The following is a 22,761-nucleotide window of genomic DNA, read 5'->3' as shown; positions in this document are numbered from 1 at the left end:
AATAGCTGGTCAACTGCCGATTACGGCGGCGGCTGCGTCGCGGCGTTTTGTGGAAAGTGAAGCGTATGAATAGGGCACGCATTGTCGTCCTGACGGTCGCCATCTGCGCCGGCGGTGTCGCCGCGTACCTGGCGAGCGGCTCGGACTCTGCGCCGCCACCGGCGGCTCCGGTCGCACAGCTTCCGACCGTCGACGTCCTGGTCGCCAAGAACGACATCGGCCTCGGCCAGACCGTGAAGCCGGAAGACGTGCAATGGCAGACCTGGCCGGCTGCGACCGCGAGCTCCACCTTCATCCGCCGCAACGAGCGCCCCGAGGGCGCAACCCAGGTCATCGGCTCGATCGCCCGCGCGCCCTTCATCCAGGGTGAGCCGATCCGCGACCAGAAGCTGGTCAGGGCCGAAGGCTCCGGCTTCATGGCGGCGATCCTGCCGACCGGCATGCGCGCGATCTCGACCGAGATCTCGCCGGAGACCGGCGCGGGCGGCTTCATCCTGCCCAACGACCGCGTCGACGTGCTTCTGACGCGCCGCCTCAAGAACGCCGACCAGGGCGCCGGCGCCCAGGACATCGTCACGTCCGAGATCATCCTGGCCAACGTCCGCGTGCTGGCCATCGACCAGGCGCCGAAGGAAAAGGACGGCCAGAACGCCGTGGTGGGCAAGACCGTCACGCTCGAGCTCAATCCCGCGCAGACGGCGACGCTCTCCGCGGCCCGGCAGAGCGGCACGCTGTCGCTCGCGCTGCGCAGCATCGCCGACGTCAAGATGAGCGAGATCACGCTCGATGATTCCGCGAAGCGCGATGGCGTTTCGATTATTCGCTACGGCATCCCAAGCGCGACGGCGAAGGCACGATGAGGACTGTCGATATGAAATGCAGGGCAGATTTGGCGACGATGCGAGCCTCAATGGTCCGCGCCCTGTCGTTTTCGGCCGCCTTCGCGCTGACGCTCAACCCGGTGCTCACCCCGGCGATCGCCGCCGACTACCGCCCCGTGGCGCAGGCCGCGGCCGACGGTCAGATGAACGCACGCTTCCTCTCGCTCGGCGTCGGCAAGTCGATCGTGATCGACCTGCCGCGCGACATCAAGGACGTGCTCGTCGCCGATCCCAAGATCGCCAATGCGGTGGTCCGCTCGTCGCAGCGCGCCTACATCATCGGCGCCTCGGTCGGCCAGACCAACATCGTGTTCTTCGATTCCGCCGGCCAGCAGATCGCGGCCTATGACATCGCGGTCAAGCGCGACCTCAACGGCCTGCGCGCAGCGCTCAAGCAGGTCCTGCCCAATTCCGACATCCAGATCGACGGCCTCGGCGACGGTGTCGTCCTGACCGGCTCGGCGGCGAACCCGCTGGAAGCGCAGCAGGCCAATGATCTCGCCGCGCGCCTCGCCGGCGGTGCCGAAAAGGTGGTGAACTCGATCGTGGTCCGCGGCCGCGACCAGGTCATGCTGAAGGTGACCGTCGCCGAAGTCGCGCGCACCATCATCAAGCAGCTTGGCATCGATCTCACCGCGAACCTGAACTACGGCACCTCGGTGGTGAGCTTCACCAACTCCAACCCCTTCACGGCTCTTGGCAAGAATCTGGTGGACGGCAACGCGCTGACCACGAAGTTCGGCGCGACGCCGTCGGTGCAGGCGACCCTGCGCGCGATGGAGAGCGCCGGCGTGATCCGGACGCTGGCCGAGCCGAACCTGACCGCGATCTCCGGTGAGTCCGCGACCTTCATCGCCGGCGGCGAATTCCCGGTACCGGCGGGCTATGCGTGCGATCCCACCACGCATGTCTGTACCACCCAGATCAGCTTCAAGAAGTTCGGTATCTCGCTCAACTTCACCCCCATCGTGCTGAGCGAGGGCAAGATCAGCCTGCGCGTGATGACCGAGGTCTCGGAACTGTCGAACGAAAATTCGATCACGCTGTCGCAGGCTGTGACCTCGAACTCGGTGAACTCGCTGACGGTGCCCTCGATCAAGACCCGCCGCGCCGAAACCTCGCTCGAAATTCCCTCCGGCGGCGCGATGGCCATGGCCGGCCTGATCCAGCAGCAGACCAAGCAGGCGGTCAGCGGGTTGCCGGGACTGATGCAGCTCCCGATCCTAGGCACGCTGTTCCGCAGCCGTGACTTCGTCAACAACGCGACCGAGCTGGTGGTGATCGTGACACCTTATGTCGTTCGCGCCGCGTCGCCAAAGGACCTGTCGCGGCCGGATGACGGCTTCGCCGCGCCTGCAGACCCGCAGGCCGAGCTGCTCGGCAATATCAACCGCATCTACGGCGTGCCCGGCCGGACCGAACCGGCCAAGAACTACCGCGGCACCTACGGCTTCATTACCGACTGAGGCGGAACGGGGATTTCACGATGATCACAGCACCACCCCAGATTCGCAAACGCGCCATCCGTTTCGGTGGCGCGCTCGTCGGCCTGGCGCTCGCCCTCGGCGGCTGCCAGCACAACGAAGCGGTCACGGCCTCCATCCCCGACGATTACAAGCAGCGCCATCCGATCGCGATCGAGGAGCAGAACCGCTCGATCGTCGTCTTCGTCGGCCACGCCCGCGGCGGATTGACCGCCGCCCAGCGCGCCGACGTGATGGGCGTCGCCTCGGCCTGGCTGCACGAAGGCACCGGCGCCATCCGCATCGACGTGCCGTCCGGCACGCCCAATGCGCGTCCGGTCGCGGACACGATGCGCGAGATCCAGGCGATGCTGGCGGGCGCGGGCGTTCCGCCGCGCGGCGTCAACATTCGCCCCTACCAGCCGGAAGACAGGCGCTTCCTGCCGCCGATCCGGCTCACCTATTCCAAGATCGCCGCGATCGCCGGTCCCTGTGGCCTGTGGCCGGACGACATCGGCCCCTCGATGAAAAACAAGAGCTGGTTCGAGAACAAGGACTATTACAATTACGGCTGCGCCTATCAGCGCAACATGGCGGCGATGATCGACAATCCGTCGGACCTCGAGCAGCCGCGGCCTGAAACGCCGTCCTATACGGCGCGTCGCACCACGGCCTTCGAGAAGTATCGCAAGGGAACGACGACGGCGACCACCTATCCTGAGGCCGAAAAGGCCAAACTCAGCGACACCGGCAAATGATCAGCTACGCTCGCCAGACTCAACAAGAGCAGTCCGAGGCGCCGACGCCGGTCGAGGAGCATATTGCTCCCTCACCGCGCGTGTCGGTCCAGGCTTTCTGCGAGACCGTCGAGACCGCTGCCGCGGTGCAGTCGGCCGGCGAAGACCGTCGTCTCGGCAAGGCCCATCTGAAGATCCAGATGGGCGGCATGGCGGCCGCGATCGAAGCCTACCGCTCGGCGCCGACGCCGAACGTGATCGTGCTCGAGAGCGACGGCCGCAACGATCTTCTGACCGGCCTCGACCATCTCGCCACGGTCTGCGACGCCGGCACCCGCGTGGTCGTGATCGGCCGCATCAACGACGTCACGCTCTACCGCGAGCTGGTGCGCCGCGGCGTCAGCGACTACGTGCTCGCGCCGGTCGGCGCGATCGACGTCGTGCGCTCGATCTGCAACCTGTTCTCGGCGCCCGAAGCCAAGGCGGTCGGCCGCATCATTGCCGTGGTCGGCGCCAAGGGCGGCGTCGGCGCGTCCACCATCTCCCACAACGTCGCCTGGGCGATCGCGCGCGACCTCGCAATGGACTCGGTCGTCGCCGATCTCGACCTCGCCTTCGGCACCGCCGGGCTCGACTACAACCAGGACCCGCCGCAAGGTATTGCGGATGCCGTGTTCTCGCCGGATCGCGTCGACACCGCCTTCATCGACCGCCTGCTGTCGAAATGCACCGACCATCTCAGCCTGCTGGCGGCGCCGGCGACGCTCGATCGGGTCTATGATTTCGGCACCGACGCCTTCGATGCCGTGTTCGACACGCTGCGCTCCACCATGCCCTGCATCGTGCTCGACGTTCCGCATCAATGGTCGGGCTGGACCAAGCGCGCCCTGATCGGGGCGGACGACATCCTGATCGTGGCGGCGCCTGATCTCGCCAATCTGCGCAACACCAAGAACCTGTTCGATCTGCTGAAGGCCTCGCGGCCCAACGATCGGCCCCCGCTCTACTGCCTGAACCAGGTCGGCGTCCCGAAACGGCCCGAAATTGCCGCCGCCGAGTTCGCCAAGGCGATCGAGAGCCAGCCGGTCGTCTCGATCCCGTTCGAACCGCAGATCTTCGGCTCGGCCGCCAACAACGGCCAGATGATCGCGGAGATCTCCGCCAACCACAAGTCGATCGAGATGTTCCTTCAGATCGCCCAGCGCCTGACCGGCCGCAGCGAGACGAAGAAGCAAAAGTCTTCCTTGCTTTCACCGCTGATTGACAAGTTGCGGGGAAAATAAGCCGCCGCATGGAGTTGTTAAGTGTTCGGTAAGCGTAGCGGAACAGACACCGATACTCGGGCTCCCAAGCCCGGCGCCGTGTCGCCAGAGCCTGCCCAGGCTCCGGCGCCCGCGGTGTCGCGCGCGCCGCCCCCGCCGGCCGTCGCCTCGCCGCCGCTTGCCCCCGCCCGGCCGGCGCCGGCCATGGAATCCCGCCGCTCGGACAATTACTATGAGGTCAAGGCGACGATCTTCGGTGCGCTGATCGAGGCCATCGACCTCGCCCAGCTCGCGAAGCTCGACTCCGAGTCCGCGCGCGAGGAAATCCGCGACATCGTCAACGAGATCATCGCGATCAAGAATATCGTGATGTCGATCGCCGAGCAGGAAGAGCTGCTCGACGATATCTGCAACGACGTTCTCGGCTACGGCCCGCTGGAGCCTCTGCTGTCGCGCGACGACATCGCCGACATCATGGTCAACGGCGCCGACACCGTCTACATCGAAGTCGCCGGCAAGATCCAGCGCACCGGCATCCGCTTCCGCGACAACCAGCAGCTCCTCAACATCTGCCAACGCATCGTCAGCCAGGTCGGCCGGCGCGTCGACGAATCCTCGCCGATCTGCGACGCGCGCCTCGCCGACGGCTCCCGCGTCAACGCCATCGTGCCGCCGCTGTCGATCGACGGGCCCACGCTCACCATTCGAAAATTCAGGAAGGACAAGCTGACGCTGGATCAGCTGGTCAGGTTCGGCGCGATCTCGCCGGAGGGCGCGGAAATCCTCCAGATCATCGGCCGCGTCCGCTGCAACGTGCTGATCTCCGGCGGCACCGGCTCCGGCAAGACCACGCTGCTCAACTGCCTGACCAACTACATCGAGCACGACGAGCGCATCATCACCTGCGAAGACGCGGCCGAGCTCCAGCTCCAGCAGCCGCACGTGGTGCGACTGGAAACCCGTCCGCCCAACATCGAGGGCGAAGGCCAGGTCACCATGCGCGAATTGGTGCGCAACTGCCTGCGTATGCGCCCCGAACGCATCATCGTCGGCGAAGTCCGCGGACCCGAGGCGTTCGACCTGCTCCAGGCCATGAACACCGGCCATGACGGCTCGATGGGCACGCTCCACGCCAACAATCCGCGCGAAGCACTGTCGCGCTGCGAATCCATGATCACGATGGGCGGCTTCTCACTGCCCTCGCGCACCATCCGCGAGATGATCTGCGCTTCGATCGACGTCATCGTCCAGGCCGCGCGCCTGCGCGACGGCTCGCGCCGCATCACGCACATCACCGAGGTGATGGGCATGGAAGGCGACACCATCATCACCCAGGACATCTTCCTCTACGACATGGTCGGCGAGGACGCCAACGGCAAGATCATCGGCCGGCACCGCTCGACCGGCATCGGCCGCCCGAAATTCTGGGAGCGTGCGCGCTATTACGGCGACGAGAAGCGCCTTGCCGCCGCGCTCGATGCGGCGGAAGTCGCGCCGAAGACATGAGCAGATCGGCGCAGCCATGAATATGCAGGTCCTTGCCCTCGCCTTCCTCGCCACTGCCGCCGTCGGCGGCATCGCCTGGGTGTTCCTTTATCCGCTCCTGTCCGGAGAACGGAAGGCGGAAAGCCGCCGTGCCTCGATCGCGCGCGCCGATGCGCCCGCGGCCAAGCAGACCGAAAAGAGCCAGCGGTCGCGCCGCGAGCAGGTCGAGACGTCGCTCAAGGATCTCGAGGCGCGGCGCCAGCAGGAGAAGAGCGTTCCGCTCGGTGTTCGCCTGTCGCAGGCAGGGCTCGACTGGACGCCACAGAAATTCTGGATCGTGTCCGCCGTCGTGGCGGGAGTGCTGTTCGCGGCCGCCATGTTCGTCGGCGGCGGCCTGCTTGGCGCCGCCGGCCTTGCCTTTGCCGGCGGCTTCGGCCTGCCGCGCTGGGCGCTGGGCTTCCTGAAGAAGCGACGCGAAAACAAATTCCTGGCAGCGCTGCCCGATGCGGTCGACGTGATCGTTCGCGGCATCAAGGCGGGCCTGCCGCTGTTCGAGTCGATCAAGGTCGTCGCCGCCGACTCGCCTGAGCCGCTGCGCAGCGAGTTCCTGGCCATCATCGAGACCCAGGCGATCGGCATGCCGCTCGGCGAGGCCTGCTCGCGTCTGTACGAGCGCATGCCGCTGCCGGAAGCCAACTTCTTCGGCATCGTCATCTCGATCCAGCAAAAATCCGGCGGCAACCTCTCCGAAGCGCTCGGCAACCTCTCCAAGGTGCTGCGCGACCGCAAGAAGATGAAGGAAAAGATCCAGGCGATGTCGATGGAGGCCAAGGCCTCGGCCGGCATCATCGGTTCGCTGCCGCCGATCGTGATGTTCCTCGTCTATCTCACGACTCCGCACTACATCTCGCTGCTTTGGACCCATCCGACCGGCCAGCTCATGCTGGTCGGCTGCGTCGTCTGGATGTCGATCGGCATCATGGTGATGAAGAAGATGATCAATTTCGATTTCTGATGGTGCCGTATGGTCGAATTCCTCGTTTCGAAACTGCATGACGTCCGCTTCATGACCATGCTGCTGGCGGCCATCGCCGCCAGCGCCACCGTCTATACGCTGGTGATGCCGCTTTTCGCCGGCGAAGGCCTCGCCAAGCGCATGAAGGCGGTGGCGAGCGAGCGCGAGCGCATCCGCCAGCGCGAGCGCGAACGCCTCAACAAGAGCGAGAAGGTCTCGCTGCGCCAAACGCCGAAGCAGGTCGTCTCCCGGGTCGTCGAGGACTTCAACCTCACCAAATGGCTCGCGCAGGAAGCCGCGCGCGACAAGCTCATCATGGCGGGCTATCGCGGCCAGGCGCCCTACATCACCTTCCTCTTCGCCCGCATGGTGGCTCCGCTCGTGCTGTTCGTCGGCTCGATCATCTACGTGTTCCTGATCGCGCATATGCAGCAGTCGATGCCGATCAAGATCGGCATCTGCATCGGCGCGGCCTATCTCGGCCTTCAGGCGCCCATGCTGTTCCTCAAGAATGCGATTTCCAAGCGCCAGCTATCGATCAAGCGCGCCTTCCCCGATGCGCTCGACCTGCTCCTGATCTGTATCGAATCCGGCATGTCGGTCGAAATGGCGTTCCGGAAGGTCGCTACCGAAATCGTTGGCCAGTCGATCGCGCTGTCCGAGGAGTTCACCCTGACCACGGCCGAGCTGTCCTATTTGCAGGATCGCAAGGTCGCCTATGAGAACCTGGCGCGGCGCACCGGGCTCGAGGGCGTCAAGTCGGTGTGTCTCGCGCTTCAGCAGGCGGAGCGCTACGGCACCCCGCTCGGGCATTCCTTGCGCGTCATGGCGCAGGAAAACCGCGACATGCGCATGAACGAGGCCGAGAAGAAAGCCGCCGCGCTGCCGCCGAAGTTGACGGTGCCGATGATCCTGTTCTTCCTGCCGGTGCTGTTCGTCGTCATTCTCGGACCGACCGGCATCAAGATCAGCGAGCTGCACTGACGTCGAGACGCGGACCGCGCTCGGTCCGCCGCCAGCTTCAGGATTGCAAGATCAGGTTCTGATCAGTCGGGCTGGCTGAGCGAGGCGACCGGCGTCCGCTTCGGTGCGCCGCGCGGAGCGTCGCTGCGGCTCAGCATTTCCTTGAGGTAAGCGACATTGGCCGCGGCCTGGTCGGGCGGCAGGTCGGCCTTCACGATCGTCTCGGCTTCGGCGAAACGGCCCTGGAGACCGATGACGAGGCCGAGGTTCTGCCGCACCCGGGTACTGGCGCGCGGCGAGGCGTAGGCCTGCCGCAACGCCTCTTCGGCCTTCGGCAGGTCCTTCGACAACATGTAGGACAGGCCGAGATTGGAGAGCACGCCGGGATCACCCGGCGCGATCCTCAGCGCGCTCGCATAATAGGAACGCGCCTCGTCGTGGCGGCCCATCTGATCGAGCGCGGTGCCCTGCACCGAGAGCAGGCGCCAGTCCGGATTGTCGGGCGAGTGCGCCTTCGACAGCACGTCGAAGGCTTGCTGAAAATTGCCGTTGTCGGCAAGCGCGCGGCCATACTGCGCGAGCAGCGCCTTGTTGCCGGGATTGGCGATGGTCGCCTGCTCGAGCACGGCGGCGGCCTGGGCGCGCTGGCCGTTGGCGCGCAAGGCCTGGCCGTAGCCGAGCGCGGCGTCGGCGTCCTTGGGATTGGCCCGGTAGCGCTCTGCATACACGTCGACGGCGCGCGCGGGATCGGCGGGGGCGGCTTCCGTCCGCGGCCCGACAGAGCCCGTGACGTCAGAGAGTTTCGACATGGCCGTGCAGCCGCCGAGGCCCATGGCCACTGCCGCCACCAGCGAAGTGGACGCGAGAAGCCGGGCAAGACTGAACCGTTGACGCATGACGCTTTTGACTCACGAGCCGATTGATCGAGCCGAACGCGCCAGCAATAGACTGTTAACCCTAACGGCGGGTTAACGTCAGCCTGGCTGCCCCTCACGGCGGTGTCTGCTGCGGCGGCTCGCCACCGAGGGCCAGCTCGAGGCCGAACACCTTCACAGGCTCGTTCAGGTCGTGCAGCAGCAATTGCAGCCGCCGCGCCTGGGCAACATCGACGCCCGCGCTCGGCATCCCGGGCCATTCGCGTCGGAAGTCGTCGCGGTTGACCAGCCGCTTCGCAAGCAGCTCGTCGAGCTGAACATCGTCAATGCCGAGCACATCGGCGCAGTGCTCGATCAGGCGGCGCAGCAGCAACTTCACCGCGGCCAGCGCCCCGGCGTCATCTCTGCGCTCCGATCTCGCGAACTTGCCCTCGATATCCGCCCAGGCCCATGAGGTGACGAGATAGGCGTGGAGCGCGCTCGGCCAGTCCACCTCGGCGTCGGCATAGAAAGCGCGGCGCATCAGGAGCCGGCGGGCCTGTGCGACAACTTGATCACGCTTCAGCATCGCACATGAGGCGATCTCGATGGCCGACTGGACGGCGGGATCGCGGGAAAAATCCCGTCCTGCCGGCAACCTGATGACGCCGTCCGGCAGGTTCGAGTCGAGCAGCCCGAAGGTGCCGTCGTTGCGCGGCCGCGAATAGCGCGTGATCGCGAACTGGTGCTCCGTGCCGCCGGCCCGGGACGATGCGCCAAAATGAATGATGTTGAAGCCGGCATCGTCACCGGCCTGCCCGGTCGAGGACGGACAGGAGAGCACGTAGATCGTACGCCAGAAGGCTTCGCCGCTCGCGCTCCGCGTGGCACGCGGATCCGGGATCGAATAGCGGGTGAGCCCCTCGACATGCCGGTGTCCGTGCAGGACCAGATTGACGTTGAGCGACGTCGCCGCTTCGAGGAAAGTTGCGGGCGCCGCGAGATACATCAGCGGTTCGTCGGGCACGCCGAGAAACCGCTTTCCTTCGCCGGTAGCCTGCGGCAGCGGATGATGATGCAACGCCAGCACGCGCACCAGGTTTTCCGCCGGCTCGGCATAGTCGGCGCGCCCCACGGATCCCATGCTGCCCGCGAGCTCGACGCTCAGCCGGGCGGAATCCGCGACAAGCGCGCTGTAGGCGCTCTCGTCGATATGGCCGCTCGCGAGCGTTGAGAGGCTTGCGCGGTTGGAGTCCAGCAGCACCAGATCGAGGCCGGCCTGGCGGTAATAGACGCTCTTGGAGCTCCGCGGCAGATGCAAATAATCATAGACGTCGTGGCGGCCCGCGCGCTGGCTCGGGCGCTTGACGTCGTGATTGCCCGCGACCGCCTGGATGTCGGTGAACAGTCCGGTCTGCCGGAAGGACGCGATGACGGCGAGCGCTTCGTCCAGCGCGCGCGGCGTCGGGTCGTCCACGAGGTCACCCGTGATCAGCAGAATGCGATCGGGAACGTCCGCGAAATCCGCCATCGCCTCACGGATTGCGGCACTGAGCGCCTCGGTCGTCGCCAGCAGTCGGCCTGACCCGTCCAGATGCAGGTCGGAAATCTGCGCAATAACGAACGCTCTATCCATTTTGCGCCGCTCATTTGCGAATGCTGCGCCGCCCAAACGATGAGAAGAATGCTTTCGACGAACAGGTTTGGCCGGATATCAAGCCGGCCCGCCGCGTTGTTGCGCTAGATGCCAACAGAACAGCACGGCACAATCTAAAATATCCGTCAATAATGCCACAACCGCGGCGCTAGTAAAGCCCCGCGGCCGCGCGCTCGTGAACGGCAGTTCTCAGCATAGATACGAGATCCGCCCGGCGATGGTTTCGCTCACCCGATCAATATTCGATGGCCAGCCGCTTGCGGATTTCGTCGATGCGCTTGTCGAGCGCATCGAACCGCGCGTGGACGGAGCGGTCGTGGAGATAGAAGACGTAGCCGCCGGCAAGGAATGCGAAGATCCAGTGATGATGCTCGACATAACCAAAAATCGCCTCGACGGCCTGGCCGATGAATGTGACCACGCTCCACACAAATTCCATTGCAGTTTCCTCCCGGCAGGCCTCGTCTTCGGCCGCCGGTCATCTCCTGCACACTTTTCCCAGTCGATCCGGCGGCCGTTGCCGGAACCTAGCATGGGCCCCCTGCGGCGAGTAGCGGGTCGCTGAACGGTGACAGCAAAGCCGATTGCAGCCGCGGCGAAACTCTGCGAAGTCTCGTCCGTTCGCATGACCAGCTTGATCTGACGATCCGGACCCGCCAATGCCTTCTGTCTTCGAGACATCGCCCACCGCCATCCCGATCACCTTCGTCACCAAGTCGAGCTGGGATCAGGTCGCCGAGAAATTGCCGCCGGTGCAGCGCCAGTTCGCCACCGCGAGCGCCTTTGCCGCCAAGCCGGGCGGCTATCTCGCGCTGCCCGCCCCGGACGGCGCGATCGCGCAAGTGCTGTTCGGACTGGAGGACGAGGGCGCGAGATCACGCGACCTTTTCCGGCCGGGCGCCCTGCCCGGCCTGCTGCCGCCCGGTATCTATCGCTTTGCCAATGCCCCCCACGATGCGCGGCTGGCGTCGCTTGCCTTTGCACTGGGGTGCTATCGCTTCGCCCGCTACCGCAAGGCTGACCGCCCCGCCGTCCGGCTGGTACCGCCCGATGGCGTCGACGCGGCCGAGATCAATCGTATGGCGGATGCCGCGATGCTGGCGCGCGATCTCATCAACACGCCGGCCAACGACATGGGCCCGGAAGAGCTCGCCGCGGCCGCGCAAGCGCTCGCCGCGGAATTCGGTGCGAGCTTTGCCTGCACCATCGGCGAGGATCTGAAGACGAATTTTCCACTGATCCACGCCGTCGGCATGGCCTCGGACCGCGCGCCGCGGCTGATCGACATCGGCTGGGGCGATCCTGATCATCCCAAGGTGACGCTGGTCGGCAAGGGCGTCTGCTTCGACACCGGCGGGCTCGACCTCAAGCCGTCGAGCGGCATGCTGATCATGAAGAAGGACATGGGCGGCGCCGCCAACGTGCTGGCGCTCGCGCGCATGGTGATGGATGCGAAGCTCAAGGTCCGCTTGCGCGTGCTGATTCCGGCGGTCGAAAATGCCGTCTCCAGCAACGCCTTCCGGCCGCTCGACATCTTCACGTCGCGCAAGGGCATCACGGTCGAGATCGGCAACACCGACGCGGAAGGCCGGCTCGTGCTCGCCGACGCGCTGGCGCTGGCCGACGAGGAAAGGCCGGACCTTCTGATCGATTTGGGCACGCTGACCGGCGCGGCGCGCGTCGCGCTGGGGCCGGATTTACCGCCCTTTTACACCAATGATGAGACGCTGGCCGCCGACGTCGCGCGTTGCGCGGTGATGGAGAACGATCCGTTGTGGCGCATGCCGCTGTGGCCGCCTTACGATGCGTGGCTGGACTCCAAGACCGCCACCATCACCAACGCACCCTCAGGCGGCTTTGCCGGCTCGATCACCTGCGCGCTATTCCTGCAACGGTTCGTCGAGCAGGCGAAGAGCTGGCTTCATGTGGATATTTACGGCTGGACCCCGTCGGCAAAGCCGGCGCGGCCCGAAGGCGGCGAATGCCAGGCCGCGCGCGCCATCTACGCATTGCTGAGCGAGCGCTATGCATGATCCAGGACACGATCCAAGGCTGACACCGGCGCGCGGCGACATCGCCGCGAAATATCTCGAAGGCCAGGTGCAAGCGGACCGCTTCGTCACGGGCGAGGAATTCGAGGTATTCGATCCAATCGCGCCCGTGCGCGAGCAGCCGTCGTCGAACGCGATGCTGATGACGGAGGCGCTGCGCGGCGAACGCGTCACGGTCTACGATCGCAACGGCGAAGGCTGGGCCTGGGGTCAGCTTGGCGGCGATGGTTATGTCGGCTGGCTCCCCGACGCAGCCCTGATGAAGCCGGCCACCGCGCCGACCCACAAGGTGAGCGCGCTCCGGACATTCGCCTTTCCCGGTCCCTCGATCAAGCTGCCGCCGGCCGACACACTCGTCATGGGATCGAAGATCGCGGTCGCGCGCGAGGACGGCAGCTTCGCCGTGACGCGCGACGGACAATATCTGCCGAAGGCCCATATCGCCCCGCTCGATCATCGCGAGCCGGACTTCGTCGCGGTCGCCGAACGCTTCGTCGGCACGCCCTATCTCTGGGGCGGCAAGAGCAGCCTCGGCATCGACTGCTCCGGCCTCGTGCAGGTTTCACTGACAGCAGCGGGCATCGGCTGCCCGCGCGACAGCGACATGCAGCAGGCAGGGCTCGGCCGCGCGCTGGAGCCGCATGAGCGGAGCAGCTTGCTGCGCGGCGATCTCATTTTCTGGAAGGGCCATGTCGCCATCGTCCGCGATGGCGGCACCATGGTTCACGCCAACGCGCATCACATGGCAACCGTGATCGAGGCGACCGAGCCGGCGATCGCGCGGATCAAGGCGGCAGGCAGCGAAATCGTCGCGATCAAGCGGCTCTAGGGCGACTTCGTGGGATGGGTAGAGCGCAGCGAAACCCATCATTCTCACCACGCGCCGCGATGCGATGGGTTTCGCTTCGCTCTACCCATCCGACTGAAGACTAGGTCGCCACCGCCCCATTCCCCGCCGTCTCCAGTCGGAACGCCGCGGCGAACAGCGCGCGTGTGTAATCCGTCTTCGGACTCTTGAACAGTTCGGCGGCCTGTCCCTCCTCGACCACCTTGCCGCCGCGCATCACGATGAGATGGCTGGCGAGCGAGGCGACGACGCGCAAATCGTGCGAGATGAACATATAGGTGAGATCGCGCCTGCGCTGGAGCTCCCGCAAGAGGTCGACCATCTGCGCTTGAATCAGCATGTCGAGTGCGCTGGTCGGCTCGTCCAGCACGACGAAATCCGGCTCCAGCACCACCGCGCGCGCGATGCTGATGCGCTGGCGCTGGCCGCCGGAAAATTCATGCGGATAGCGATAGCGGGTGTCTGCCTTCAACCCGACGTCCTCGAGCGCCTTGACGACGCGCTCCTCACGCTCCTCGCGCGACAGCTTTGGCTGGTGCACGGTGAGGCCCTCGGCGATGATGTCGGCGACCGACATGCGCGGACTGAGCGAGCCGAACGGATCCTGGAACACGATCTGCATATCGCGCCGGAAGGGGCGCATCTCCTTGAAACGCAGGCCCTGGATATCCTTGCCGAGGAACACGATGCGTCCGTTCGAGGAGATCAGCCGCATCAGGGCGAGCCCGAGCGTGGTCTTGCCCGAGCCGGATTCGCCGACGACGCCGAGCGTCTCGCCCTTGCGTACGGCAATGCTGACGCCGTCGACCGCCTTGATGTGGCCAACCGTCTTGCGCATCAAGCCGCGCTTGATCGGAAACCAGACCTTCAAATCATCGGCGGACATCACCACCGGTGCACTCGGCTGCGGCGGCGCCGGATCCGGCTTCGGCTCCGCCGCGAGCAGGTCGCGCGTATAGGGATGCTTGGGGGTCTTGAAGACCTGCTCGACCGGTCCCTGCTCGACAATTTCGCCGCCCTTCATGACGCAGACGTGGTCGGCGATGCGGCGCACGATGCCGAGATCGTGGGTGATGAAGAGCAGGCTCATGCCGAGCCGTGAGCGAATTTCCGCGAGCAGCGTCAGGATCTGCGCCTGCACGGTGACGTCGAGCGCCGTGGTCGGCTCGTCCGCGATCAAGAGGTCCGGCTCGTTGGCGAGCGCCATCGCGATCATCACGCGCTGGCGCTGACCACCGGAGAGCTGGTGCGGATAGCTGTTGAGCCGCGTTTCAGGCTCGGGAATGCCGACCTGCGTCAGCAGTTCCAGCGTCCGCTTGCGCGCCTCGGCATTGCTGGTCGGATTGTGGAGCTGGATGATCTCGCCGATCTGCGCCTCGATCGTGTGCAGCGGATTGAGCGAGGTCATCGGCTCCTGGAAGATGATGGAGATATCGCTGCCGCGAATCTCCCGCATCTGCTGCTCGGACTGGTCGATCAGCTCCCGCCCCTTGAAGCGGATGCTGCCCGAGGGATGCGAGGCGTTCGGATAGGGCAGGAGCTTCAGGATCGAGAGCGCGCTGACCGACTTGCCGGAGCCGGACTCGCCGACCAGCGCGACGCATTCGCCGCGCTTGATCTGGAACGAGACCTTGTCGACCGCGAGCGTCGTCGCGCCGCCCTGGTGGAAGGCCACCGAGAGGTCACGGACGGCAAGCAGGGGCTGGTTGATCGCGTCCATCACGCCCTCACTTGAACGTCTTGCGCGGATCGAAGGCGTCGCGCACGGCTTCGCCGATGAAGATCAAGAGCGACAGCATGATCGCGACCGAGAAGAAGCCGGAGAAGCCCAGCCAGGGCGCCTGCACGTTGGACTTGCCCTGCGACAGCAGCTCGCCGAGCGACGGCGAGCCGGGCGGCAGCCCGAAGCCGAGGAAATCGAGGGCCGTGAGCGTCATGACCGACGAGGAGACGATGAACGGAAGGAACGTCATCGTCGCGACCATCGCGTTCGGCAGCAAATGCTTGAACATGATCACGGCGTTCGACACGCCAAGGGCACGCGCGGCCTGGATGTACTCGAAATTGCGCCCGCGCAAGAACTCCGCGCGCACGAGCCCGACCAGCGACACCCAGGAAAACAGGAGCAGGATGCCGAGCAGCACGAAGAAGCCAGGCACGAGCACCGACGAGAGGATCAGCAAGAGGTAGAGCGAAGGGATCGCAGTCCATATCTCGATGAAACGCTGGAACAACAGATCGACCCAGCCGCCGAAATAGCCCTGCACCGCGCCGGCCGCGATGCCGACGACGGAGGAGACAATGGTCAGGCACAGGCCGAACAGCACCGAGATACGGAAACCGTAAATCAGGCGCGCAACGACGTCGCGGCCCTGATCGTCGGTGCCGAGCCAGTTGTATTCGAGGTCGCGGCAGCTCTTGAGGCCCTTCTTCTCGACGACAGGCTTGCACTGCGCCTCCGTCAGCATCCAGGTCGGCGGCGACGGCGCCGGCGTCGGCAGGTCGAGATTGTGAGTGTCGTAGGAATAGCGGATCAGCGGCCAGACGATGCTGCCGCCCTTGTCCTTGATCAGCTTCTGCAAATAGGGATCGCGGTAGTCGGCCGCCGTCTCGAAGTCGCCACCGAAGGTCGTCTCGGAATAGGTGACGAAGGCCGGCCAGTAGAGATGGCCGTCGTACTTGATCAGGAACGGCCGGTCATTGGCGATCAGCTCGGCAAACAGCGACACCACGAACAGGATCATGAAGATCCAGAACGACCAGTAACCGCGCCGGTTCGCCCTAAAATTCTGCCAGCGCCGCCGGTTGAGCGGCGATGGCACGAACGGCTTGCGCGTGATCGGCACGGCATCGCCGAGCGGCGACTTTGCGGTGGTTTCGATCGGGGTCGGGGCGGTCAGTGTCATCAGACCTCCCGTGCCTCGAAATCGATCCGCGGATCGATCCACATGTAGGTCAGGTCAGAGATGAGGTTGATCACGAGGCCGACGAGCGAAAAGATGAAGAGCGTGCCGAACACCACGGGATAGTCGCGGTTGAGAACGCTCTCGAAACTGAGCAGTCCGAGCCCATCCAGTGAGAAGATGGTCTCGATCAGAAGCGAGCCCGAGAAGAAAGCGTGAATGAAGGTGCTGGGAAAGCCCGCGATCACGATGAGCATCGCGTTGCGGAAGACGTGGCCATAGAGCACCCGATTCTCGCTGCAGCCCTTTGCGCGCGCGGTCATCACGTATTGCTTGCGGATCTCATCCAGAAACGAGTTCTTGGTCAGGAACGTCATGGTGGTGAACGCGCCGAGCCCCATGGCGATCAGCGGCAGCGTCAAATGCCAGAAGTAATCGATGATCTTCCAGTACCAGGGAAATTGCGACCAGCCGTCTGACGTCAGTCCGCGCAATGGGAACCAGTTGAAGAACGAGCCCCCGGCGAACAGGATGATCAGGAGGATCGCGAACAGGAAGCCGGGAATCGCGTAGCCGAGCACGAGCACGCTCGACGTCCAGGTATCGAAGCGCGTTCCGTCCTTGACTGCCTTGCGGATGCCGAGCGGAATCGAGATCAGGTAGGTTAGCAGCGTCAGCCAGATGCCAAGCGAGATCGAGACCGGCAGCTTTTCCTTGATCAGCTGGAGCACGCTGACATCGCGAAAATAGCTGTTGCCGAAATCGAAGCGGGCGAAATTCCACACCATCAGCGCGAAGCGTTCGGGGGCCGGCTTGTCGAAGCCGAATTGCTTCTCCAGCTTCTTGATGAAATCAGGGTCGAGGCCCTGCGCGCCGCGATATTTCGAATTGATGGCATCGCCACCAGCGCCCAGCTGACCGGGCGCGCGCTGAGCGAAATCACCGCCGCCCGAGATGCGCGAGCTGCCACCGGTGTCGGCGCCCGAGAGCTGCGCGATGACGCGCTCGACTGGACCGCCCGGCGCGAATTGCACGACGACGAAGGAGACGAAGAGGATCCCGAGCAGGGTCGGGATCATCAAGAGGATGCGGCGGGCGATATAGGCGCTCATGATTATTTCGCCTGCTCGAGCTTGGCCGCCTTGGCGGCATCGAACCACCAGTTCTCCGGCGCACCGACGCCTTGCGCATATTTCGCCGGCTTGTCGGGATGGCTGAACTGGTCCCAATAGGCCACGCGATGAAAGTTTGCGTACCACTGAGGCACCCAGTAGCGCCCGGCCCGGAACACGCGATCGAAGGCGCGGCAGGCCGTGGTCAGCTCCACCCTGGTCTGGGCGGCAATGATCTTCTCGATCAGCGCGTCGATGATCGGATCGGAGATGCCGGCGAGATTGTAGGAGCCTTTGGTCTTGGCCGCCTGGGAGGAGAAGAACGCCCGCATGGCGTCGCCGGGCGTCGCCGACATCGAGAAGCGTTGGATCGTCATGTCGAAATCGAAATCCTCGAGCCGCGCGCGGTACTGCACGGCATCGACCAGGCGAAACGTGGCGTCGATGCCGAGCGTTGCGAGGTTCTTCAGGTACGGCCCGTGATGCGGCTGGATCGACTGCTCGTCGTTCAGGAACTCGATCGTGAAAGGCTCGCCATTGGGCAGTACCCGCTTGCGATCCTTGACGACGTAGCCCGCCTCGTTGAGCAGCTCGCCCGCCTTGCGCAGCAGGCTGCGGTCCTGTCCCGATCCGTCCGACACCGGCGGCACGAAAGGCTGGCCGAACACTTCGTCAGGCACCTTGCCGCGGAAGGGCTCGAGCAGCGCGAGCTCTTCGGGCGAAGGCTGGCCTGATACCATCATGTCGGAGTTCTGGAATGGCGAGTGCGTGCGCGCATAGGCGCCGTACATGATCGACTTGTTGGTCCATTCGAAGTCGAAGGCGTAGGTCAGCGCCTCCCGCACGCGCGGATCCCTGAACTTGTCGCGGCGGATGTTGATGAACCAGCCCTGCGCACCCGACGGGGTCTCGTCCGGCAGCTGCTCGCGCTTGACCCGGCCGTCCTTGATCGCCGGGAAATCATAGCGTGTGGCCCAGATGCGCGAGGTGAGCTCCTCGCGGAACAGATAGTTCTTGCCGGTGAAGCCTTCGAAGGCAACGTCGCGGTCGCGGTAGAATTCGTAGCGCACCGTGTCGAAATTGTAGCTGCCGCGGCAGACCGGCAGGTCGGCGCCCCACCAGTCCTTGACGCGCTCATATTCGACATAGCGGTTCACCTCGAACCTGCCGACCTTGTACGGGCCGGCGCCCAGCGGCGTATCGAGCGTCGATTCGTCGAAGGCGCGCGTGGCATAATAGGCCTTCGAGAAGATCGGCAGGCTCGCGACATAGAGCGGCACGTCGCGCGCGCGGTTCGGCGCGAAGGCGACGGCCACGGTGGCGTCGTCCAGCGCCTCGGCCTTCACGAAATCGCGGAGCTGCACGATGATCAGCGGATGGCCCTTCTCCTTCAGCGTGTTGAGCGAGAAGGCGACGTCATGCGCAGTGAGCCGGGAGCCGTCGTGGAAGCGGGCCTCGGGCCGTATCGTGAAGGTGTAGGTCAGCTTGTCCGGCGAGATTCGCACCGATTTCGCCGCAAGCCCGTACATCGCGTCGGGCTCGTCATTGGCCCGCGCCATCAACGGCGCGAAGGTCATGTCCATGCCCTGCGCACCTTCGCCCTTCAGGATGTAGGCGTTGAGCGAAGAGAACGTGAAATAGGACTGGTTGTAGGCCCGCACCGAGGGAATGAGCGAGAACGTGCCGCCCTTCGGCGCATCGAGATTGACATAGTCGAAATGGTGGAAGTCGGCGGAATATTTGAGATCGCCGAACGCCGAGATGCCGTGCGCCTCGGTCCCCGCTTCCGATGCGCGTGCGCCGGGCAACATCAGCGCGCCGAGGGACGCACCGAGAGTGCCGCCGACACCCAAGACCAGCACATGGCGGCGTGACATCTGCGTCATGCGGGGGATGTCCTTCACGACTTCTTTGCGATCCGTGCCGCCTTGTCTGCGTCGTACCACCAGATGAACGGGAAGCCGGACTGACCGTATTTGGGCAATTCCGCCGGCCGGCCGAAGCGATCCCAGCGCGCGGTGCGGATCTTCGAATAGGTCCATTGCGGAACGACGTAGTTATTCCACAGCAGCACGCGGTCGAGCGCTTTGGTTGCCGCGACGAGATCGTCGCGGCCCGTGGCGTAGATCAGCCGCTCGATCAGCTTGTCGACCGCCGGATTCTTGATGCCGGCAATATTGCGCGAACCAGCGATGTCGGCCGTCTTGGACGACCAGAACTCGCGCTGCTCGTTGCCCGGCGACTGCGACTCGCCCCATGAGTTGGTGACGACGTCGAAATCCCAGTCCCGCGTCCTGTTCTCGTATTGAGTCGGGTCGACCGTGCGCACGCTGACCGCGATGCCGAGTCGTTCCAGAGACGGCTTGTAGAACAGCGTGACCCGCTCGAAGCTCGGATCCTGGTTCAGCAGCTCCAGCGTGAACTGCGCACCGGTCTTGACGTCGACCAGCTTGCGGTCGCGCACCTCGTAGCCGGCCTCCTTGAACAGGCGCAGCGCCTCGCGAAGATTGTCGCGCACGGCTTCCGGACTGCCGCCGACCGGATTGGTGTAGGCCGTCGTGAACACTTCCGGCGGGACCTCGGCGCGGACGGTCTCGAGGATCTCGAGCTCTTTCCCCTGCGGCAACCCGGTCGCCATGAGCTCGTCGATGCCATCGAAATAGCTGCTGACGCGCTTGTACTGACCGTAGAAGATCTGCTTGTTCATCTCCTCGAAGTCGAACGCATAGTTGAGCGCGCGACGGACGCGAGGATCTTTGAATTTGGCGCGGCGCAGGTTCGGCACGAAAGCCTGCATCACACCCGAGCTGCGATTGGCGAACTCCTCGAGGATCACCCGCTTTTCGGTCACGGCCGGGAAGTCGTAGGCTGTCGCCCAGTTCTTCGCACTGTTCTCGGTGCGCCAGTCCACCTGATCGGCCTTGAAAGCCTCGATCGCCACGGTGGCATCGCGGAAATACTCGTAGCGCATCTCGTCGAAATTGTTGCGGCCCACATTGGTGGCGAAATCGCGCCCCCAATAATCCTTGACGCGCTCCAGCGCGATCGACCGTCCCGCCACGAATTCCTTGACCTTGTAGGGGCCGGAACCGAGCGGTATTTCGAGCGTGGTCGCGGAGACATCGCGCTTGCGGCCCTGCGCGTCGGTCCCCTCCCACCAATGCTTCGGCAAAACCGTGAGCTGCCCGACGATCTGCGGCAGCTCGCGGTTGCCCGGTGCGTCGAACACGAACTTCACCTCGCGCTCACCGACCTTCTCGGCCTTCACCACATGGCTGTAATAGGCCGAGTACATCGGGTGATGCTTCTTGAAGGCATCCAGCGAGAAGATCACGTCGTCCGCAGTGACCGGCTTGCCGTCATGCCATTTGGCCTGCGGCCGCAAACGATAGGTGACGAAGGAAAAGTCGGCCGGGTGGCTGACGGCCTCGGCCAGCGCGCCGTATTCGGTCGAGACTTCGTCGAGCGAGGGCGTCGTGAGGGATTCGTAGATGAACGCGACGGCGCCGGCGACCTGCCCCTTCACTCCCGCCACTACGATATTGAAATTATCGAAAGTGCCGACGGCGATCTGGCGCGCGACACCGCCTTTGGGCGCTTCCGGATTGACGTAATCGAAGCGCTTGAAGTCGGCGGGATATTTGACCTGTCCGAACAGCGACAGCGCGTGCCGCCAGGGCGCCTCACTGGCGGATTGCGCCGCGGCCGTGCTGATGACGGGAAGGCCCCCCACGGAACCGAGGGCGGGGAGCGCTACGGCGGCAGTGCCGGTGAGCAGGAGATCGCGTCGGGTAATGGCCAAATCAACATTCCTGATCTTGAAGGAGGTTACCCCTTTAAGTGCTCAATATAGGCGAGGTTTCGACGGAATATGTTGCTTTTTCCTCATGTTGGAAGCCCCGGCGGCCTGTCGGATGCGGCCAAACGCCCCGATAAACTCACCGCGAGGCCCGGATAAGCGAACGGCCAGGCTTTTCAGCCTGGCCGCACATTCAAAATCGGTTTTTGACAGCCTTACTTCGACGCCGTCGGGATCGGCTGAGGATGCTCTGACAGCGAATTCAGATAGGCGATGACGTCGGCGCGCTCGGAGTCCTTCGGGATGCCGGCGAAGCCCATCGCGGTGCCCGGGATGAAGCCCTTCGGATTGGCAATGAACTTGTTGAGGTCGTCGAACGACCAGGTGCCGCCCTTGGCCTTCATGGCGACCGAGAAGTTGAAGCCGTTGCGGCCCTCGCCCCTGGCTTCGCCGACGACGCCATAGAGGTTCGGACCGACGCGATTCGGGCCGCCCTTCTCGAAGGTGTGGCAGGCGCCGCACTTCTTGGCAGCCGAAGCGCCCTTTTCGACGGAAGCGGTCTGGAGCAGCTTTTCGATCGGCTCGGAGGGCGCAGCAGCGGCGCCACCTTCCTTGCCGTGGCCGGCATCTTCCTTCACGGCGATCTCGAAACCAGGCTTCGCCAGCGGCTTCGGTGTGAACAGCGCCTGGGCGGCAAAGCTCGTCACAAGCAGAATGAGACAGGTGCCAAGCACGGCACCGAGGATCTTGTTCAGTTCGAAAGAGTCCATTTCCGGCCAGGCCCCACACCACAGTAAGGAAATAGCGGCCGAGCGGCCGCCAGGACGAGCCTCGGGAGAATCAAACGTTCCTTGTTGTTTCCCCGAGTTTTGCCATTGAGATATCGGTTTGCCCGGGGTCTGGCAACCCGTATAAGCGACCCGGCTTTCAGCCCGTCCCCACCCCATTTCTCGACGCGGAAAACCTCTCGTTTCCAGGCCCTTGACCCGATGATCGATCCCCGCATCCTGGTGCTGATCCCCGCCCGCATGGCCGCCACCCGCCTGCCGGGCAAGCCGCTCGCAGACATCGCGGGCCTGCCTATGATCGTGCACGTGATGCGGCGGGCAGAGGCCGCCGGCATCGGCCGGGTCGCGGTCGCGACCGATACGGACGAGATCGCCTCCGTGGTCACCGCCCATGGCGGCGAAGCCGTGATGACCCGCCCGGAGCACCCCTCTGGCTCGGACCGCATCCACGAGGCGATGCAGAAGCTCGATCCCTCAGGCAAGGCCGAGATCGTGGTCAATCTGCAGGGCGATTTCCCGACCATCACGATCGACAACATCCGCGAGGTGCTGCCGCCGCTGCAAGATCCGGCCGTGGACATCGCGACGCTGGCGTCACAGATCCATACCGAGGAGGAGGACCTCGCGCCGAGCGTCGTAAAGGCGATCGGAACCTCGCTCGGCGGGAAACGCATGCGCGCACTTTATTTCACCCGCGCGACTGCTCCGACCGGCGACGGACCGCGCTACCACCATATCGGCCTCTACGCCTATCGCCGCGCCGCGCTGGAGCGCTACGTCTCCCTGCCGCCATCCCCGCTGGAATTGCAGGAGAAGCTCGAGCAGCTTCGGGCGCTGGAGGCCGGGATGCGGATCGACTTCACCATCGTCGACACCGTGCCCCGCGGGGTCGACACGCCGGCGGACCTGGCGACCGCCCGCAGCATCCTTTCCAAATCCTGAGC

General features: G+C 64.7%; 19 protein-coding genes. 10 read left to right on the top strand and 9 right to left on the bottom strand.

All coding sequences use genetic code 11. The annotated features are described in order from the left end of the window. Nucleotides 1-65: 65 nt before the first annotated feature. The 7 genes from cpaB to ABIA90_RS11340 are packed head-to-tail and all read left to right on the top strand — an operon-like array spanning nucleotide 66 to nucleotide 7,827. Nucleotides 66-860, top strand: a complete 795-nt coding sequence (cpaB, locus tag ABIA90_RS11370; RefSeq protein ID WP_063980971.1) for a Flp pilus assembly protein CpaB — start codon at nucleotides 66-68, stop codon at nucleotides 858-860. Nucleotides 861-871: 11 nt separating this feature from the next. Then, the gene (locus ABIA90_RS11365; protein WP_354119972.1) at nucleotides 872-2,347 is read left to right on the top strand and encodes a type II and III secretion system protein family protein; all 1,476 of its coding nucleotides are present in this window, start codon (nucleotides 872-874) and stop codon (nucleotides 2,345-2,347) included. A gap of 20 nt (nucleotides 2,348-2,367) precedes the next feature. Then, complete coding sequence (locus ABIA90_RS11360; protein ID WP_063980970.1) at nucleotides 2,368-3,102, top strand: CpaD family pilus assembly protein; 735 nt, start codon at nucleotides 2,368-2,370, stop codon at nucleotides 3,100-3,102. Beyond that, complete coding sequence (locus ABIA90_RS11355; RefSeq protein WP_063980969.1) at nucleotides 3,099-4,364, top strand: CpaE/TadZ family protein; 1,266 nt, start codon at nucleotides 3,099-3,101, stop codon at nucleotides 4,362-4,364. Before ABIA90_RS11360 ends, ABIA90_RS11355 begins: the two co-directional genes overlap by 4 nt. Nucleotides 4,365-4,385: 21 nt before the next feature. After that, nucleotides 4,386-5,849 (top strand): TadA family conjugal transfer-associated ATPase, encoded by a 1,464-nt coding sequence (locus ABIA90_RS11350; protein ID WP_071916702.1) that lies wholly within the window; start codon nucleotides 4,386-4,388, stop codon nucleotides 5,847-5,849. A gap of 16 nt (nucleotides 5,850-5,865) precedes the next feature. Next, nucleotides 5,866-6,843 carry a type II secretion system F family protein gene (locus ABIA90_RS11345; RefSeq protein WP_354119971.1) on the top strand — a complete coding sequence of 326 codons (978 nt, stop codon included), beginning with the start codon at nucleotides 5,866-5,868 and terminating at the stop codon, nucleotides 6,841-6,843. Between the two features lie 9 nt (nucleotides 6,844-6,852). Continuing rightward, nucleotides 6,853-7,827: a type II secretion system F family protein gene (locus tag ABIA90_RS11340; RefSeq protein ID WP_063980966.1), complete on the top strand. Its 975-nt coding sequence runs from the start codon at nucleotides 6,853-6,855 to the stop codon at nucleotides 7,825-7,827. Nucleotides 7,828-7,889: 62 nt separating this feature from the next. Here the strand turns inward: ABIA90_RS11340 and ABIA90_RS11335 are convergent, their stop codons facing one another. From ABIA90_RS11335 to ABIA90_RS11325, 3 genes are all read right to left on the bottom strand, one after another. Then, a complete protein-coding gene (locus ABIA90_RS11335) occupies nucleotides 7,890-8,702 on the bottom strand; it encodes a tetratricopeptide repeat protein (protein ID WP_354119970.1) in 813 nt (270 codons plus the stop codon). A gap of 94 nt (nucleotides 8,703-8,796) precedes the next feature. Further along, the gene (locus ABIA90_RS11330) at nucleotides 8,797-10,296 is read right to left on the bottom strand and encodes a metallophosphoesterase family protein (RefSeq protein WP_354119969.1); all 1,500 of its coding nucleotides are present in this window, start codon (nucleotides 10,294-10,296) and stop codon (nucleotides 8,797-8,799) included. A 256-nt stretch (nucleotides 10,297-10,552) separates the two neighbouring features. Further along, on the bottom strand, nucleotides 10,553-10,756 hold the full coding sequence (locus tag ABIA90_RS11325) for a hypothetical protein (RefSeq protein ID WP_018454690.1): 204 nt from the start codon (nucleotides 10,754-10,756) through the stop codon (nucleotides 10,553-10,555). Nucleotides 10,757-10,976: 220 nt separating this feature from the next. Here ABIA90_RS11325 and ABIA90_RS11320 point away from each other — a divergent pair, with 220 nt between their 5' ends. Together ABIA90_RS11320 and ABIA90_RS11315 are read left to right on the top strand one after the other, a co-directional pair. Continuing rightward, entirely contained in the window at nucleotides 10,977-12,350 is a 1,374-nt protein-coding gene (locus tag ABIA90_RS11320; RefSeq protein WP_354119968.1) for a leucyl aminopeptidase family protein, read from the top strand. After that, the gene (locus tag ABIA90_RS11315; protein ID WP_354119967.1) at nucleotides 12,343-13,197 is read left to right on the top strand and encodes a C40 family peptidase; all 855 of its coding nucleotides are present in this window, start codon (nucleotides 12,343-12,345) and stop codon (nucleotides 13,195-13,197) included. The genes ABIA90_RS11320 and ABIA90_RS11315 overlap by 8 nt, the downstream gene beginning before the upstream one ends. Before the next feature lie 100 nt (nucleotides 13,198-13,297). On the opposite strand, the gene ABIA90_RS11310 is transcribed toward ABIA90_RS11315, so the two are convergent. The 6 genes from ABIA90_RS11310 to ABIA90_RS11285 all read right to left on the bottom strand — a co-directional run bounded on the left by ABIA90_RS11310 (nucleotide 13,298) and on the right by ABIA90_RS11285 (nucleotide 21,799). Next, the gene (locus tag ABIA90_RS11310; protein ID WP_354119966.1) at nucleotides 13,298-14,935 is read right to left on the bottom strand and encodes an ABC transporter ATP-binding protein; all 1,638 of its coding nucleotides are present in this window, start codon (nucleotides 14,933-14,935) and stop codon (nucleotides 13,298-13,300) included. A 7-nt stretch (nucleotides 14,936-14,942) separates the two neighbouring features. Beyond that, nucleotides 14,943-16,121, bottom strand: a complete 1,179-nt coding sequence (locus ABIA90_RS11305; RefSeq protein ID WP_063980960.1) for an ABC transporter permease — start codon at nucleotides 16,119-16,121, stop codon at nucleotides 14,943-14,945. Continuing rightward, nucleotides 16,121-17,230: a microcin C ABC transporter permease YejB gene (locus ABIA90_RS11300; protein WP_028148358.1), complete on the bottom strand. Its 1,110-nt coding sequence runs from the start codon at nucleotides 17,228-17,230 to the stop codon at nucleotides 16,121-16,123. Before ABIA90_RS11300 ends, ABIA90_RS11305 begins: the two co-directional genes overlap by 1 nt. Before the next feature lie 2 nt (nucleotides 17,231-17,232). Continuing rightward, nucleotides 17,233-19,116 (bottom strand): extracellular solute-binding protein, encoded by a 1,884-nt coding sequence (locus ABIA90_RS11295; protein WP_354119965.1) that lies wholly within the window; start codon nucleotides 19,114-19,116, stop codon nucleotides 17,233-17,235. Between the two features lie 14 nt (nucleotides 19,117-19,130). Then, nucleotides 19,131-21,032, bottom strand: a complete 1,902-nt coding sequence (locus ABIA90_RS11290) for an extracellular solute-binding protein (RefSeq protein ID WP_231143893.1) — start codon at nucleotides 21,030-21,032, stop codon at nucleotides 19,131-19,133. Between the two features lie 212 nt (nucleotides 21,033-21,244). Continuing rightward, the gene (locus ABIA90_RS11285; RefSeq protein ID WP_354119964.1) at nucleotides 21,245-21,799 is read right to left on the bottom strand and encodes a c-type cytochrome; all 555 of its coding nucleotides are present in this window, start codon (nucleotides 21,797-21,799) and stop codon (nucleotides 21,245-21,247) included. Between the two features lie 219 nt (nucleotides 21,800-22,018). Here ABIA90_RS11285 and ABIA90_RS11280 point away from each other — a divergent pair, with 219 nt between their 5' ends. Next, nucleotides 22,019-22,759 (top strand): 3-deoxy-manno-octulosonate cytidylyltransferase, encoded by a 741-nt coding sequence (locus tag ABIA90_RS11280; protein WP_354119963.1) that lies wholly within the window; start codon nucleotides 22,019-22,021, stop codon nucleotides 22,757-22,759. The last annotated feature ends 2 nt before the right edge of the window (nucleotides 22,760-22,761 follow it).

This window comes from Bradyrhizobium sp. LA6.8 (genome assembly GCF_040547935.1).
GTDB classification, from domain to species: Bacteria; Pseudomonadota; Alphaproteobacteria; order Rhizobiales; family Xanthobacteraceae; genus Bradyrhizobium; species Bradyrhizobium barranii.
The sequence above is the reverse complement of the archived record's forward strand: the minus strand, read 5'-3'. Positions and strand labels throughout refer to the sequence as shown.

Excerpts from the sequence above, each read along its gene's own strand:
- ABIA90_RS11340 (WP_063980966.1), top strand. The coding sequence starts at position 6,853 with ATGGTCGAATTCCTCGTTTCGAAACTGCATGACGTCCGCTTCATGACC.
- ABIA90_RS11345 (WP_354119971.1), top strand. The coding sequence starts at position 5,866 with ATGAATATGCAGGTCCTTGCCCTCGCCTTCCTCGCCACTGCCGCCGTC.
- ABIA90_RS11315 (WP_354119967.1), top strand. The coding sequence starts at position 12,343 with ATGCATGATCCAGGACACGATCCAAGGCTGACACCGGCGCGCGGCGAC.
- ABIA90_RS11300 (WP_028148358.1), bottom strand. The coding sequence starts at position 17,230 with ATGAGCGCCTATATCGCCCGCCGCATCCTCTTGATGATCCCGACCCTG.
- ABIA90_RS11305 (WP_063980960.1), bottom strand. The coding sequence starts at position 16,121 with ATGACACTGACCGCCCCGACCCCGATCGAAACCACCGCAAAGTCGCCG.
- cpaB (WP_063980971.1), top strand. The coding sequence starts at position 66 with ATGAATAGGGCACGCATTGTCGTCCTGACGGTCGCCATCTGCGCCGGC.
- ABIA90_RS11295 (WP_354119965.1), bottom strand. The coding sequence starts at position 19,116 with ATGACGCAGATGTCACGCCGCCATGTGCTGGTCTTGGGTGTCGGCGGC.
- ABIA90_RS11285 (WP_354119964.1), bottom strand. The coding sequence starts at position 21,799 with ATGGACTCTTTCGAACTGAACAAGATCCTCGGTGCCGTGCTTGGCACC.
- ABIA90_RS11280 (WP_354119963.1), top strand. The coding sequence starts at position 22,019 with ATGATCGATCCCCGCATCCTGGTGCTGATCCCCGCCCGCATGGCCGCC.
- ABIA90_RS11310 (WP_354119966.1), bottom strand. The coding sequence starts at position 14,935 with ATGGACGCGATCAACCAGCCCCTGCTTGCCGTCCGTGACCTCTCGGTG.
- ABIA90_RS11325 (WP_018454690.1), bottom strand. The coding sequence starts at position 10,756 with ATGGAATTTGTGTGGAGCGTGGTCACATTCATCGGCCAGGCCGTCGAG.
- ABIA90_RS11335 (WP_354119970.1), bottom strand. The coding sequence starts at position 8,702 with ATGCGTCAACGGTTCAGTCTTGCCCGGCTTCTCGCGTCCACTTCGCTG.
- ABIA90_RS11365 (WP_354119972.1), top strand. The coding sequence starts at position 872 with ATGAAATGCAGGGCAGATTTGGCGACGATGCGAGCCTCAATGGTCCGC.
- ABIA90_RS11360 (WP_063980970.1), top strand. The coding sequence starts at position 2,368 with ATGATCACAGCACCACCCCAGATTCGCAAACGCGCCATCCGTTTCGGT.
- ABIA90_RS11355 (WP_063980969.1), top strand. The coding sequence starts at position 3,099 with ATGATCAGCTACGCTCGCCAGACTCAACAAGAGCAGTCCGAGGCGCCG.
- ABIA90_RS11330 (WP_354119969.1), bottom strand. The coding sequence starts at position 10,296 with ATGGATAGAGCGTTCGTTATTGCGCAGATTTCCGACCTGCATCTGGAC.
- ABIA90_RS11320 (WP_354119968.1), top strand. The coding sequence starts at position 10,977 with ATGCCTTCTGTCTTCGAGACATCGCCCACCGCCATCCCGATCACCTTC.